Origin of the sequence: Vibrio maerlii (assembly GCF_003415655.1) — a bacterium.
In the GTDB taxonomy this organism is placed as follows: domain Bacteria; phylum Pseudomonadota; class Gammaproteobacteria; order Enterobacterales; family Vibrionaceae; genus Vibrio; species Vibrio maerlii.
Map to the genome: position 1 here is coordinate 25,988 of NZ_QRHC01000015.1, position 15,245 is coordinate 41,232.

The following is a 15,245-nucleotide window of genomic DNA, read 5'->3' on the forward strand; positions in this document are numbered from 1 at the left end:
AGTCTTTTCTTGCTTAAAAGATATATTTGAGATACAACTTAAAACATACATTACAAATACATCTTTAAAGGATGACCAATATGCTCAACGCAATGACTATCGAAATCGTCAAATCTACGGCTCCACTTTTGGCAGAAACCGGCCCAAAACTTACCGCCCACTTTTACGAGCGCATGTTTAAACACAACCCAGAACTCAAGGATGTGTTTAATATGAGTAACCAACGTAACGGTGATCAACGTGAGGCTCTCTTCAACGCAGTATGTGGTTATGCTGCGAACATCGATAACCTTGAAGTTCTCCTGCCAGTTGTTGAAAAAATTGCTCACAAACACACCAGCTTTATGATTACGGCTGAGCAATACCAAATCGTTGGTTCACACTTATTGGCGACGATTGATGAGCTATTTTCACCTGGGCAAGAAGTGTTAGATGCATGGGGAGAAGCCTATGGCGTGCTTGCGAATGTGTTTATCAATCGTGAAGAGCAAATCTATACTGAAAACCAAAAGCTTGAAGGTGGATGGCGCGGATTGCGTGAGTTTGAGCTAGTAGAAAAGGTTCACCAAAGCACGACGATCACCAGCTTTGTATTTAAGCCAACCGACGGTGGTAAAGTAGCAACCTTCAAACCGGGACAATACATTGGTATCTACCTCACACCTAGCGAGTTTGAAAACCAAGAGATCCGCCAATACAGCCTTTCTGGTGCTCCTAACTCTGAAACGTACCGTGTCTCAGTGAAACGAGAACAAGGTGGCAAGGTATCGAACTACCTTCACGACAAACTCAATACCGGTGATCTTGTAATGCTTGCGCCACCCGCGGGCGACTTCTACTTAGAAACAGACAACAAAACACCTATCAACCTAATCTCGGCCGGTGTTGGTCTAACACCAACCTTATCTATGCTCGAAACTCTGACTGAACATGGCGCACAAGTAAACTGGCTTCACGCGACAGAGGATTCTAATCAACATGCGTTTAAGTCTGAAGTTCAATCGTTGAAAGAGAGCCACAATCACATCAACAGCTTTGTTTGGTACAACAATGTCAACGAAACCGACATTCTAAACCAAGACTATGACTTTACTGGTTTGATGAATTTTGAAAGCATTAAAGACCACATCTTGGACCCACAAGCAAAATACTACTTCTGTGGTCCAGTCGGCTTCATGCAACACGTAGCCACACAACTACTAGAACTTGGGGTGAACCAAGAGCAGTTGCACTACGAGTGCTTTGGTCCTCATAAGGTTATCTAACCAATAACTTCCAAAATACTACTGAATTGAAGTAATACCAGTCAGTAAAGCTGACTGGTATTTTTACTATTTGTTGAGTATTCCTTAGGTTTCAACTACACCCAACGAGGATAGCTTCTAGGTGGCAGGGTAAACATAGAAAGGTTAGTTACCGTAGTAATACATCGTAATGTTTGGGGCCTTTCCCTAGACTTGTGAAATGTTAAGCTGCAAGCATAGAGTCATCGCCTTCACGCACTTATCTTTCAGATAACCAACAACATTATATCCGGTCTACTTCAGAAGGATCTAATGCACATTATTTTAATCAAGTGTCTTTCTTTTTAGTGTCACCCTTCCTATTAGCGAAGGGAGTTACCAATGTTCAATTAGTTAATTTTGTTTTTAAGGTGCAAGGGTTGCCAGCAGCCATGCTATAAGCAGGAATATCTTTTGTAACGACGCTGCCTGCGCCAATAACCGCACCGTCTCCGATACACACCCCAGGAAGAACAATACATCCGTAACCGATCCAGACATCGTCTCCAATTGTGACAGGCTGAACCTTAAGTCTATCAAGCTCATTCGGTTGGCCTCGATTTGTAAGTGTATGGCCGCTACAGTCCATAATTACTGTGTTCGGCCCAAAAATAACATTGTTTCCTATTGAAAATCTTTCGTAAGCGCAGATGGAAGTTCCTTGAAGTACACTCCCTTTTCCAATGGTTATTTGACCAAAGGGCTTGTTGTTAACAGAAACACTTGTAAGTTTGGTGAGACCGGAAGGAAAGGCCGGAAAATGAGATGATTCTATGTAACATCCTGAGTCAATTGAGATAGCTTCTCTTCCATTCTCCAAATACTCAAACCCAGTTGAGCCGACTTTGGTCAAAGTTATCGAAGGGCAACCAGAAAATGTTACCCAATTATCCGAGCCAAAGTGCTTGCCATACTGTTCCATCAATTCAACTTCAGATAACGCTGAATGATTATCTGGACAGAGTATTCTTTCGTGGTTATACATCCTGAGCTTCCTGCTTAAAATTATTTGGGATTTCCTGAACTAGACCACCTTCCATGAGTAATACTCGATCAGCCGATGCTATAGTCTCTGGACGGTGAGCAATCAAACTCTCGGTCTCTGTCGGTTTAAATTCTTTGAATTGGAAAAGGCATTTCCTCGATAACACATTCAATAAAATCTAGCATGTTAGCGACTGTACGGCGTGAATAGCACCGCAGAACACGGCAGCGAGTACAATAATCTATTGCCGTGTATTGATAAACTCAAGGAGCTACCTTACAAGTATTTATTTGCAATCTGTCGCCAGGAATTGGGCGTTCATAGCGCTGAAAATCTTGCTTCTTACGGTATGTGACAATGGGGGTAACAGCATTGGAGGTTAGCACTTTATGGATTGTTGCGGTGCTGAATTGAAGACTATGAAGGAATGTTAATTCAGATTGCAGCCTTCTTGCTCCAAGGTTTCTATTTTTCCTCATATCCAAAATAAACTTTTCAATATCAAAAGTGATTTTACTGTTAGGAGTAGAATGAGGCCTTCGGCTAATGCTTTTTTAACCCCGATAAACCATCGTTTCATATAGAGTCAGTCACCCACTAGCGAAGTATTGGTCTTGAAATATCACAATGGCGGCAAACCACGCCTGCATCACCACATTCTTGATAGAGTTTTACTCACTTTAATCTCTTTTGAATTTCTCTGTCCATAGACATCCAGTATAGTGAAAAGATGTCTATGAATCACACACCTAAGCACTTGAATGCTAAAAAACTCTAGACCAGTGATTGTCCCACATTACGTTGTATTGCTCGCTCACAGCTGATTGCTCGCCCGATTCAATTACCACGCGACCAACACCAGAGCTAATAAAGAAACGTTTTCCTTTCACAACAACACCCGATGCATCAGGCAATGAAACGATTTTCTTCAGAGCCAATGAGTTTTTATACCAGACACCGTAGCAATTTCCTCTTGGCGAAGTGGCAACAATAAACTCGTCATTGCTCGCGATACTTGCAATGTAATGATTAAAACGAGCCCAATCCTCCTCTTCTCCCCCAAGATTTGATAAGCCACCGCTTCGCTCAGCCGCTATTAGTGCAGGATAGTCATCGGGATTTCCACGATACTGCTGGCCGCAATAAACCGTACCTTCGGAGTCTATCGAAAGGTGGCGAATGCTGAGCTTATGGTCTACTAGTTCAAACTGCCCTTTAATCTTGCCATCCGTTGTTAAATACACCAACGCGGGTTTCATCGTCTCCAAGTTTACTGGTTTACGACCACGAGTTTGAACGCCACCGACCCCAATGGCTAAATCACCATTAGGCAACATCACCACTTCATGAGGTCCAATACCAAAATTCGTTAACTCTCGAACTTTAGTATAGCCATTGTGAGCATCGTAAACGCCAATGACCCCTTGACTCGTTTGAGATTCTCCCTCCGTCGCGTAAAGCCAACGACCATCAGCAGAATAACAACCATGACCGTAATAATGACGATTGTTCGCAGCGAGCTTCAAACAAACGATCTTGCCTGATGAAACATCAATAACTTGCATGAAACTGCCGGGGCGACGCGCAAAAACAGCAATATGGTTATGGGTTGAAGACGCTACCCCGTGACCTCTTGCTGGTAAAGGGAAGCTCTCAATTTCCTGTCCACTGCCATCGGCGAGTGTAAATGCATAATCATCAACACCACGAATTGAACAGCCTGCTAGTTCTGCCGATGACGATGTCAATTTCGAGCTACAACCGAGCAGCCAAGACGAGCTTGCAACACCCAAGCCCGCCTTTAGTAGACTACGGCGATTGATTTGCACCTTAATCCCCATCTGTCGCATTAAATCCAACAACCACACCAAGCGCCAAAGCCGCTTCTTCATGAATGAGATACTTAAGTTGCTCAAGCTTGTTATACTGAGCCATGGTCAGTTGATAGCCTTCTTTGGTTTGCAACAAATCAAATAAACCCTGCTCTTGTGGCCATGTGAGCAGAGCAAGCTCGAACTGGTCGGTAATACTGTCTGCAAGCTGGTCGTGCCCACTCGCTCTTAAGGTGGCATCAAGACTGGTCGCACTGCCACTCGTTAAGTACAGGCGTTGAGCAGCAGCAATGTTGTATTTAATGTTGGCAAGCGAGGTTTTCGAACGCCACGATTCCGCAAAGTAAGGTCTCGGTTGTCCAACTTTAGCTAAGGGACGTTCCATCTTCTTCAACGCATACTCGAGTTGATTAGATAAAAGACTCACTAGCTCAGCATTCCACTGCTTATCGTCGATATCCTTCCAAGGATTAATTTGCCACGCTGTTTCAATCGCTTGAGTGTTAATCATCACTTCTTGAGTCATCGCCAAAGCCAAGCCACAACCATCTTTTAAATCGCCTTGAATTAGCGGTGAGTCGTCGTCATAAAGCATCCATTCAACGGCGCCTAGCCCTTGAACGGCAACACTCTGTGAAGACAGCCCTTGCTGAGCCCAATCAGCTTCTGTGGCCAGTAGCTGAGATACTTTCCGTCCCGTAGTATTCTTCTTGTCCGGCCAAAACTGGATTGCCCAACTCTTGTCTAGAGCTTCCGTTGGCCCTCGCTCTTGGCCTTGCAACGCCATCCAGCTGTGCATAGCTTGCTGCCAACGTGCTTGCACATCGGTAAGACTAGCTTTCTGTTCACAATAGCCATTTATTGCGCTGTTCAATTGCTCGGCATTGGCCTCTAATTGAGCAGCAGCGTGATACTGCAACTCATAAACTGCTTGGCTTTGGTGGTTGGTTTGCTCAAAACCATCAGCGACAGCTGTATTCTTGCCATCATTAGACTGGCATCCGACTAAAGCAGCACTGCATGACAACGCTATTAGGTGAATCTTATTCATCAGTGCACCCCTGACTTAAAGTGAGTTAAGAAACGCGATTAATGCGCTACGCTCAGATTCATTAAACGCCAACACCTTTTGCTTAGCATTCTCAGCTTCTCCGCCATGCCATAACACTGCTTCTAAAGCATTTCTTGCTCGACCGTCATGAAGAAGCTCTGTGTGTCCATTCACTTCTTTGGTGTAGCCCAACCCCCAAAGCGGAGCAGTACGCCACTCACGACCATTGGCAAGATATTCTGGTCGATGGTCGGCCAATCCCTCACCCATATCATGTAGTAACATGTCTGTATACGGGTGGATCACTTGCTCAGACAAGGCCGGTAACCCTGGACGCTTTGCCGTTTTGATGTTCACACGATGACAACTTTCGCAACCGGCTTGTACAAACAGGCCTTTCCCTTTTACCACCTCTGACTCTTTGATGTTTCGACGCTTGGGAACTGCTAGATGCTGTGAGTAGAACTCGACAAAGCTGAGAATATTGTCGCTAACCTCTGGCGATCCACCGTTTGGCATATCCTTACAGATCGATTGATTCGCCGTGCAGTTCTCATTCGGAAAGAGGGAGGTGGTTAGCCCAACATCACCATTGAACGCTGCTGCATTTTGTTGATTAAGAGTTGGCTGACCAGCTTTCCAACCAAAGCGTCCCAACATATGCTGACGGTACTCAACGCTCCATACTGTGTTCGCTTTCCCCGTTACACCATCGTTGTTGGAATCGGTAGCATCTACGAAACCCAGAATGGTTTCTTCTGGAATCGATTCAAGCAACCCGAGGCCAATCATTGGTGGAGCTACTCGCGCAGAAAACATCGTGTCTGGGTGCATTTCACCATAACCCAGTTGATCAATGACCAACTTTGGTTTTCTCAATACAAGCTCAGTACCGTCATTAAATGTCACAGGGTAATCACTATATTCAATTTGAATACGTGCTTCTGGCTGCTTGTTTGGCAGAGCAAAATCTTGAATTTGGCCACCATATGTAGGCTCTGGGACCACACCATCTCGAATAAAAGCTTGTTTTTGCTCGGGTGTTTCGGCTGGAATACTAATGCGCACAAGCATTGATACGATGTGATCATCTCCTGGCTTTGGAGTATGTCCTCGGCCATCCTTTATATGGCAGTTTTGGCAACCGTTGGTGTTGAATAACGGGCCTAAACCGTCTCTCGCATCCGTTGATGCTGGAGCTGGTACCCAAGGATTACGAAAAAAACTGTTACCCACACTGAAATCTAAACGCTTAGTCATAGGTAAATTGGTTGCCGGCATCGAAAAGGCATTTGCCCCTTCTTTATTCGTTGTTGTTTTGCCACCAGAGTGAGTGGAATATGCCTGAGCGGAAAAGCTGAAAAAAGAAGAGACGATCAGGGCTGCTATCGCTGGAGTCAAAAAACGAGAATTGAGCTTATTAAACATCTTGAATTGCACACATATTATGGAAACGACAAAAGGGGTTCATAAAGAAACCCTTTTATTATTGATTTTGTTCTTAGAATTCGTGGTCAGCAGTATCTGGATTTAGGCTTGTGATACCAATAACTCCAGCGGCCTCTTCAATCGCAGCAGTTTGCTGAACCAGAGCTAGAATCGTCTCGTTAACCAGCGCGTTCCCTGCGGTATTACCTGAAGCGATCAATTGATCGAAGTGTTGACCTTGTTTCTCCGCAGAGTTCACTAACTGACCAACTTGAGCTCGAGTTTCGTCGAACTGCTTTTGAATACGTTGAGCCGCGTCTTTGTCCTGTTGCTCAACAAGGTCATGAAGGCTTGGGCCTGACAACAAAGTACCATCCTCACGCTTGTATAAACCTGTATAGACGTTATAGATACCTTGTTCGTTGTAGTAGTGAGAGTTGTGCGTGTTATCAGAGAAACAGTCGTGCTCGTCTTCAGTTGAATTCGCTTCTAGTGCAACCTTCATACGCTCACCCGCAAGCTCACCTAGAGAGAGTGAACCCATACCAAATAGCATTTTACGCAGGCCATTTGTTGTATCTTCTGCTAGCAGTTCGGCGCGGTAGTTGCCCGACTCCTGTGCAGACCACTGTTTCTCCATCCACTGCAAGTCTTGGATAAGAAGCTCAGCAGACGCTTTCAAGTATGCACCACGGCGGTCACAGTTGTTATTCGTACATTCTGAACCCACAACAAAATCTGTGAAAGCACGTTGTCCTGCCCCAGCATTGGTACCGTTTAGATCTTGGCCCCAAAGCAAAAACTCAATCGCGTGGTAGCCAGAAGCAACGTTAGCCTCAGAGCCACCAATTTCGTTCAGATCTGCGATGAGCTCAGGCGTTATTTCTGAAACATCTACCGCTTGAGAACCCACTTTTAGCTGCGTGTTAGCAACGATATTCGCAAGTGCACCTTCGTTACCTAGCTCATGCTGATAGTCTGATGAAACGTAATCGATCAGACCTTCATCTAATGGCCATGCATTTAATTGCCCTTCCCAGTCATCCACAATCGCATTACCAAAACGAAAAACTTCGGTTTGTTGATAAGGTACGCGAGCGTCAATCCAAGCTTGCTTAACATCAGCAAAGCTCTTTTCAGTTGGCGAAGCTAGAAATTGATCAATCTTGCTTTCTAGCTGTACTGCTGTCAGATGTGCGTCTGAAAATACAGCATGAGCAAGATCTGCATAGTGAGTAACCACTTGTTTCTCACTCACAGCAGAGAAAGCTGATTGAGAAGCAAACAAAAGTGAGGTAGCAAGAAGAGTCTTAGTAACCTTATTGAGCTGAGGCATAAATAGCGTCCTTGTTGAGCATTAATTCTATACATTGTAATAATTATTGCGCCAGTCAATGATATTGATAACTACTATCATTAGCGCTTTAGATTGAGAATCATACTTATTTACAAATTTATTGCAAATTATTTCAAAAGGTTTTCTAAATATTTCAACAGAGGAAGTAAAAGTAGAGATTTTGGTGTCGGAACCTATACAAAAAAACCCGCTCATCCTATGCGATAAGCGGGTTTGAGGTGTGCTTTACTACACTTTAGTACCGTAGGAAGCTACAAGTCTAAATCGTGTTTACCGTGCGAGACTTTGGCCTTTAGGTAGCTCTCGTTACCATCTTTGATGTGTGCAGAGGTATTGAGCGACTCCACAAGTTCAATACCATGTTGTTGTAGCTCACGGATCTTTTTCGGGTTGTTCGTAATTAAACGAACTTTTTCAATACCAAGCGCTTTCAACATTTCAGCCGCTTCGGTGAAATCACGAAGATCGTCACCAAAACCTAGATGGTTGTTCGCCTCATAGGTGTTCATGCCAGCACTCTGAAGCTTGTAAGCGTCGATCTTATTGTATAAACCTATTCCCCTTCCTTCTTGGCGTAGGTATAAGATAATGCCTCCTTTCTTGCCCATTAGCTCAATCGTTTCATCCAACTGCTCCCCACAATCACATCGCGAAGAGTGGAAAACATCACCAGTGAGGCACTCTGAGTGCATACGTACTAGAGGAATATCTTGTGTATCAGCTTGCTTGAAGATCAAAGCTATATGTTCTTTGTCTGTCTTCAGTCCATGAAAGGAAAGGATCTCAGCATCAATGTGGCTTTTACTTCCGACTTTTAAATCAACTCTGGCTCTAACCTCTGCCATACGGTTTCCTATTTTAATTCTCTTAGACACGTGTCGTCTCTTGTACGTAAATATGGGGAAAACATCCCAGCATTTCAACCCAAAACTTCAAATTGTTATAATATAACAATTAAACTTAATATTTAAACAAAAAAGGCTTCCTTTGAGGAAGCCTTTCTAGAAATCTGTTGTAAGTAAGTTCTTATAAAACCTTATAAAGTTTGCGCTTTTTTCCACAAAGCCAGATCTATCCACGCTGACTCTAGCTCCGCTAACTCTTCTTCAGTCAAGTGATTAAGAGTTGATTGACCTTGAGTAAAGGCACGAAGCTTTGAATAAAATTCCTTTTTCAATTGTGATACTAACTGTTCCATGTCTTTAGCTCGATATTACTTACATAAAGCCAATAATAACATCTTACCTAATATAACTACAGGAATTTATTAATGAAATGTAAAGCAATGATAGATCTTAAGTTTGCAGAAAGATCACAATATGATCTTTATAAACGTGCAGATACCCATCATTTTTACGATTGCTATTTATCGTAAAAATACTCTAGTGAGTTTTCATTGATTACATTACAATCGCGACCTATTTACAGAATGAATAACCATTAATCGTTTTATATAATATGTCCAACACCTTTAAAAATGCTTTGTTGCTCATCGCCGCTTTTTCGCCGTTACTCTGCAATGCTGCACCAGCCCCAACTCCACTGCGGACCTACGCTCAATCTCCTGAGCAATCAATAAGCCTTACAACTGAGCTACGCTCAGCATTTCCTGTCGGGCATAACGGAGTAGAACTATTTGCATCTGGCACTATCGCAAGCGTGTGGGGACATACTGATGTGACGAGTTTGGATTATTATCAGAACCACGCTTTCGTTGGTGCTAACTGGCAAATTGATTCTAGGTTGCAGGCTGAAGTGAAATATCAATATACCTATGCAGCCAATAACCATTTAGATTCACTTACTATTAGTTTTCATGACTTCTTCAACATTGGTCAAAACGGACGTGATGAAACTGGTAAGCATCAGTTCCATATTTCTAGTGAAAAATACGGTACCTCAATTGATGATTTTGAAGGGGAAACCCTAGCCAGGGCACTTCATGGTTACATGCAATACCAATTGATCTTGGCGGGTCCACACGCTTTAGCAGTCGGTGGTAGCATTTATTACAAAAACGTCGATGATGGTCCTTTCAAAACAAGCACTTTTGAACAAGGTTTACAATTAAACTATACCTTTGCGAATGGCCCACACTCTCTGTTCAGCACTTATGGTGTAACTCATCGTGACGAAGACAGTTTATTGGTTGAAGCCGAATCACGAGACTTAACTAGTGCATTTGCACTGGGCTATGGCTATAAGTTTGGCCATTTTCATGAAGTACTTATGGAATATCACTGGTATGAGGGATTTCTTGAAGAGGAAGGGGCTTTTTCTGAAGCATCAAACGAGTTTGTATTGGGGTATCGTTTGAATCTGGGCAATGCCATGTTAGAAGCTACAATGATTGAGAACCTCATCAATATGGATAATTCGACAGATATAGCTTTTGGTCTCGGCATTCGCTACTTCTTGTAACTACCACTACGCGAAAAGCATTCTTAAAGCCAATCACTTGATTGGCTTTTTTGCTGTCACTTATACCCAAAAACAAAGCAATCGCAATTTTGCAACAACAATGCAAAGAAACAGTCATACTACTCATTCATTATTCGCGTGTTCTATAAATTACACTCTAATGAAAAGGAAGTTACTGTGAAGCAGCCAGCGCAAACCATCAATCACGACCAAAGAGAACTCTCTCAAGAACCAGAATTTAACCAGTTTGTAGAAGCGTCGCTCTCTCGAAGACAGTTTTTGAAACGCTCAAGTGCAGCCGCAACAGTAGGCTTTTTCGCATCATCACCATTAAGCAGTGCTATTGCGAGTCAAGTAAGCCCATCTAATCTACTAGGTTTTACTGGAATCCCAATTTCAACATCAGACGATATCCATGTGCCTGAAGGGTACAACGCAAAAGTACTGGTTTCATGGGGTGATGCTATCTTTTCTGATGGTGCTGCTTTTGCTCAGACCAACAACGCTAAACAGCAAGCGACTCAGTTTGGGGATAATAATGATGGTATGACACTTTTCCCTATCTCAGATACTCGCGCAGTCTTGGCGGTGAACAATGAGTACACCAACAATGAGTATCTCTACCCTCATCAAGGTAAAAGTATCACTAGTGATGATGTGATGAAGGCACAAGCTGCGCACGGCGTTTCCATTGTTGAACTTCAAAAAGACGATAAGCAGTGGGTGATTAACCCAAAAGGGCGTTTAAATCGACGCATCACTGCTTACACTGAGATGCAAATTACTGGACCCGCTGCTGGTCATGACCTACTAAAAACCAATGCAGATCCTTCAGGTAAAAAGGTATTGGGTACATTTAATAACTGTGCAAATGGTCAAACACCGTGGGGCACCTACTTAACCTGTGAAGAGAACTTCAACGGGTACTTTGGCTCATCAGAAACAGTCACTCTCGACGATAACTACAAGCGCTATGGAATTAGCGAGAATGATCGCGGTTATGATTGGTTCAAACATGATGAACGATTTGACCTATCAAAAGATCCAAAGGAACCCCATCGTCATGGCTGGGTAGTGGAAATCGACCCTATGAACCCGAGCTCAACACCGAAAAAGCGTACTGCACTAGGGCGCTTTAAACACGAGAACGCTGCTGTGACACTAGATGAAAGTGGTCACGTCGTTGTTTACCTTGGCGATGATGAGCGCGGCGAGCATTTATACAAGTTCGTTTCTAAGAACCGCTACCAAGAAAGTGCGAGCTCAAATGTGGATCTACTTGAAGATGGAACACTCTTTGTCGCCAAGTTTGACGGTACGCTCGGTGAATCTAAAGGCCACGGTGAATGGCTCGAACTCACTTGGGGAAAAAATGGGCTTACAAAGGAAAATGGATTTGCAGACCAAGCATCCGTTCTGACTTTTGCTCGCAAAGCTGCGACACAAGTCGGTGCAACGACGATGGACAGACCTGAGTGGGTTGCTGTGCACCCTGACAACCGCTCCGTGTATTGTACGCTTACTAACAACAAATACCGTGGTGTAAGAGATACTCAGCCGCTAAACGCTGCTAATCCACGTGAGCAGAATCCTTATGGCCATATCATTCGCTGGCAACCAAAAGATGGTAATCACACCGCTCATGAGTTTGAATGGGACATCTACGTGATGGCGGGAAATCCGGATGTACACCAAGAGGGCCTCATGGCTGGGAGTGATAACATCAACAAAGACAACATGTTCAACAGCCCTGATGGTATTGGTTTTGATATCTATGGACGCTTGTGGATTCAGACAGATGGGAAATACAGCAATGAGGGCGATTTCTCTGGAATGGGCAACAACCAGATGCTGTGTAGTGACCCTCAGACTGGAGAGATTCGTCGCTTCTTAACAGGCCCAATCGCATGTGAAATCACTGGCCTAACGTTCACACCAGATCACAAAACGATGTTTGTGGGCGTTCAACACCCTGGTGAAGGCTTAGCTCCATCTCACTTCCCAGAAGGCGGTTCGTCAATACCGCGCTCTTCCGTGGTAATGATAACCAAAGATGATGGTGGGATCATCGGAAGCTGATCTTAACTCGCCTCACTTGCAGGAACAAAATAGCCCCGCTCTTGCGGGGCTATTGTTATTTATTTCTATTCGCTCGTTATTTCGATTGATTAACGAGGGTTACCAGGCGAATTAAACTGCTTTGTAGATAACTTTGTTGCCTGCTAGTTGCTCTTTCACTACTAAGTTTTCCTCGAGTAGTTTTTTCAGAGCGCCTGTTGCCCAAGAAGCTGCTTTTGTATCTTCTTGACCAGCTTCAAGGCCAATACCTTTAGGGTTGATACCGTCTACGTTCTTAACAACGATATCAAAAACTTGTTGTTGCTTTGGAGTTAGAGCAACAGACGCCGCTTTAGGTGCTTCAACTGCTTTCGTCACGACTGCAGCTGGTTTTTCTGCTGCTACAGGTTTTGCTGTTTTCGTCGCTGCAACTGTAGCTACAGTTGCTTTAATACGTTTTTGCAGTTTTGACTGCACTTTACGCTTATGAGCAAGTCTCATTGTGTCTTTTCTCCGCTTCACTGCTTCAACGCAGTGGTAAAAATTTTAAGCGCGTTTTATATCAGATATGGAGACTCATTTGTAGGCTTAGACGGTGAAATTGCTACTTTCTCATGTTAAATCGCGCAAAGTTTAACAGATTCGCTGCTTTTACGAACGTTCATTACCGACCGATAACCTACAATTAACGTATAAATCTTCGGCAGGCAAAGCTAGGAGATGAGTATGCCATCACTACATATCGTTAATAATAAGCTCTATCGCTACCTACCCTTGATTACGCGCTGGGGGGCATTTGCAATTGCGATCGTGTCTTTGTTGCTCCTTAATTCGCTCGAATGGTCAAAGGCTCTAGTTTGGAGTGGGTTATTGGTGCTGAGCTGGATTACTGCTGTTTTTATCTTACGAAAAGCCATCATCTCTTACACTCTAACGTCTACCCACTTCCACCAACAGTTTGACAAAGGGGGTTGGCTATTACGTTGGCAAGACATTGCTGCTATTGAGCTATGCACATACAGTCAGCAAGGATGGCGCACACCACTTCCCTGGATTGGTATTCGCTTAAAAGATCACTCACATTTCCTCAACGCAATATGTCCGCGCATCACTACTGACATTTTAATGAGTCAGCGTGCCCTGCTTTATTTGGGGTTTAAGCAAATGAAGGAAGAAAATCAGGAGTGGGAATCAAAAGAGTTTGAAGATGTCATCCTAGACAGCTCCGAATATACAGACCGCTCAGGGGTTCGATATACCGGGCTCAAGGCCATGATGGCAAATAGAATGCGTTACCAACGACAGTTTCACGGATTTGATTTGTTTCTATCAACGTCAGATCTCGACAGAAGCGGAGAAGAGTTTGTAGGATTGTTGCGCCGCTACCTTGCAGCAGCGCAACCGATAGAGTTCAAGTAGTTGCTTTTAGTAAAGAGGCATTTCATCGGCAACGAAAGGGTTTGACGCTCTTTCTCGACCAAACGTTGACTCAGGACCGTGACCGGGAATGAACGTCATCTCATTACCAAGTGGCCATAGCTTTTCTTTAATTGAGTTTATCAACGTATTGAAATCACCTTTCGGGAAATCTGTACGACCAATTGCACCATTAAACAGTACATCACCAACAAACGCTCGCTGCGCTTCTTGATTGAACAACACCACATGACCAGGAGTATGTCCTGGTGTATGAAGAACAGATAACGATTCCTCGCCAAAAGTGACAACATCACCCTCATCAAGCCATTGGTCTGGTTCAAATGCTTCCGTTAAAGGGAAACCGAACATTTTACTTTGACCTTCTAGACCTTGCAGCCAGAAATTATCGTCTCTATGTGGCCCGATCACTCTCGCATTCAATTTTTTTGCCAATGGTTGCGTGCCACCAACATGATCTAAGTGACCGTGAGTCAGCACTAATTGCTTTACCTCGACACCCAGTTCTTGAATGATTACAGCCAATTGCTCAACATCACCGCCCGGATCAACGACAACACCTTCCATCGTTTTATCACACCAAACGATGGAACAGTTCTGAGAGAAAGAAGTAACGGGTACAATTTGATACTTAAGTGCCATGACCTAACCTATGGAAATACAATAAAACTGGGCAAACTATGACACTAGACCCCACGGATTACAAGGCTACTACCATGATCTCACAGGGCCTGTATCTATGTGCACAAACTGACTTGTTGGATAATACCCTACTCCACCAGCTTTAAGACTTAGTGCTGCTTCACGCACATGCGCTAGCTTGACACCCTCAATACGAAAATCGATCGCTTTACCAAACATGTGGTAGCTCTTCTTAGCAACACCACCGCTTGATTGAGCACGTAATGCTTCATTCGTTGCTGGTGATCGGTAACCCGAGATTATCTGTACTTCGTTGGTGGTCCCAAGAAGTCTTTGAATCTGTGTTAGGTGATCGAACAACTCTTTGTCTATTGGGTGAACTTCATTGCGACGGAAATCACGACATAGATGATTCAAACGAGCAAGTTCTTTATTTACGTACTCTTTACCATCGAAATAGCAAGATTCTAACGCTTCACCAGTATGGAGGTTGTTCATTGCAATAACTCGAGGTTTATCTGGATATGCTGCAAATGATACTGAAGGGAAAAAGGCAACCGATGCTGCCCCAGCCGCTGATAATTTTAAGAAATCACGGCGAGAAAATTGATTAAAACTCATAAATTTAGCTACGAACTTCCAAGTGTAGTATGGGCGAAAAAACACAGAGCGCTCAAAAAACACTCAAAACATAGGTCTCGAACTTTAATCAATTCCTTTTAAATGGTCAAATATCGATCAACTCAAACAC

At 43.6% G+C, this 15,245-nt stretch carries 14 protein-coding genes and 1 pseudogene; 4 read left to right on the forward strand and 11 right to left on the reverse strand.

All coding sequences use genetic code 11. The annotated features are described in order from the left end of the window. The first annotated feature begins 80 nt into the window (after positions 1-80). A complete protein-coding gene (hmpA, locus tag DPF91_RS19710) occupies positions 81-1,265 on the forward strand; it encodes an NO-inducible flavohemoprotein (protein WP_117236153.1) in 1,185 nt (394 codons plus the stop codon). Positions 1,266-1,629: 364 nt separating this feature from the next. Here the strand turns inward: hmpA and DPF91_RS19715 are convergent, their stop codons facing one another. The 8 genes and pseudogenes from DPF91_RS19715 to DPF91_RS22130 form a co-directional block, all read right to left on the reverse strand. Further along, positions 1,630-2,268 (reverse strand): acyltransferase, encoded by a 639-nt coding sequence (locus tag DPF91_RS19715; protein ID WP_117236154.1) that lies wholly within the window; start codon positions 2,266-2,268, stop codon positions 1,630-1,632. A gap of 128 nt (positions 2,269-2,396) precedes the next feature. Continuing rightward, positions 2,397-2,976: pseudogene (locus DPF91_RS22290) on the reverse strand (transposase family protein); the annotation flags it as partial. Positions 2,977-3,032: 56 nt separating this feature from the next. Then, the gene (locus DPF91_RS19720; RefSeq protein WP_117236155.1) at positions 3,033-4,109 is read right to left on the reverse strand and encodes a DUF1513 domain-containing protein; all 1,077 of its coding nucleotides are present in this window, start codon (positions 4,107-4,109) and stop codon (positions 3,033-3,035) included. Beyond that, positions 4,099-5,151, reverse strand: a complete 1,053-nt coding sequence (locus tag DPF91_RS19725; RefSeq protein WP_117236156.1) for an imelysin family protein — start codon at positions 5,149-5,151, stop codon at positions 4,099-4,101. The genes DPF91_RS19720 and DPF91_RS19725 overlap by 11 nt, the downstream gene beginning before the upstream one ends. 15 nt (positions 5,152-5,166) lie before the next feature. Then, positions 5,167-6,579 carry a di-heme oxidoreductase family protein gene (locus tag DPF91_RS19730; protein ID WP_117236157.1) on the reverse strand — a complete coding sequence of 471 codons (1,413 nt, stop codon included), beginning with the start codon at positions 6,577-6,579 and terminating at the stop codon, positions 5,167-5,169. A 73-nt stretch (positions 6,580-6,652) separates the two neighbouring features. Then, positions 6,653-7,915, reverse strand: a complete 1,263-nt coding sequence (locus DPF91_RS19735; RefSeq protein ID WP_117236158.1) for an imelysin family protein — start codon at positions 7,913-7,915, stop codon at positions 6,653-6,655. A gap of 272 nt (positions 7,916-8,187) precedes the next feature. After that, positions 8,188-8,781, reverse strand: coding sequence for a GTP cyclohydrolase II (locus DPF91_RS19740; RefSeq protein WP_117236159.1), 594 nt, complete (start codon positions 8,779-8,781; stop codon positions 8,188-8,190). 191 nt (positions 8,782-8,972) lie between these two features. Next, positions 8,973-9,134, reverse strand: a complete 162-nt coding sequence (locus DPF91_RS22130; protein WP_164684246.1) for a hypothetical protein — start codon at positions 9,132-9,134, stop codon at positions 8,973-8,975. 260 nt (positions 9,135-9,394) lie between these two features. Here DPF91_RS22130 and DPF91_RS19745 point away from each other — a divergent pair, with 260 nt between their 5' ends. Both DPF91_RS19745 and DPF91_RS19750 read left to right on the forward strand, forming a co-directional pair. Continuing rightward, on the forward strand, positions 9,395-10,357 hold the full coding sequence (locus DPF91_RS19745; RefSeq protein WP_117236160.1) for a DUF3187 family protein: 963 nt from the start codon (positions 9,395-9,397) through the stop codon (positions 10,355-10,357). 177 nt (positions 10,358-10,534) lie between these two features. Then, positions 10,535-12,436: a PhoX family protein gene (locus tag DPF91_RS19750; RefSeq protein WP_117236161.1), complete on the forward strand. Its 1,902-nt coding sequence runs from the start codon at positions 10,535-10,537 to the stop codon at positions 12,434-12,436. Between the two features lie 111 nt (positions 12,437-12,547). Here the strand turns inward: DPF91_RS19750 and DPF91_RS19755 are convergent, their stop codons facing one another. Next, positions 12,548-12,916 (reverse strand): MarR family transcriptional regulator, encoded by a 369-nt coding sequence (locus tag DPF91_RS19755; RefSeq protein WP_117236162.1) that lies wholly within the window; start codon positions 12,914-12,916, stop codon positions 12,548-12,550. A 225-nt stretch (positions 12,917-13,141) separates the two neighbouring features. On the opposite strand from DPF91_RS19755, the gene DPF91_RS19760 reads away from it, so the two are divergent. Continuing rightward, positions 13,142-13,834, forward strand: coding sequence for a DUF2982 domain-containing protein (locus DPF91_RS19760; RefSeq protein ID WP_164684248.1), 693 nt, complete (start codon positions 13,142-13,144; stop codon positions 13,832-13,834). Between the two features lie 6 nt (positions 13,835-13,840). Here DPF91_RS19760 and DPF91_RS19765 read toward each other — a convergent pair whose 3' ends face one another. Together DPF91_RS19765 and mepK are read right to left on the reverse strand one after the other, a co-directional pair. Further along, positions 13,841-14,494 (reverse strand): MBL fold metallo-hydrolase, encoded by a 654-nt coding sequence (locus DPF91_RS19765; protein WP_117236164.1) that lies wholly within the window; start codon positions 14,492-14,494, stop codon positions 13,841-13,843. A gap of 69 nt (positions 14,495-14,563) precedes the next feature. Continuing rightward, entirely contained in the window at positions 14,564-15,115 is a 552-nt protein-coding gene (mepK, locus tag DPF91_RS19770) for a peptidoglycan L,D-endopeptidase MepK (RefSeq protein WP_117236191.1), read from the reverse strand. Between the last annotated feature and the right edge of the window lie 130 nt (positions 15,116-15,245).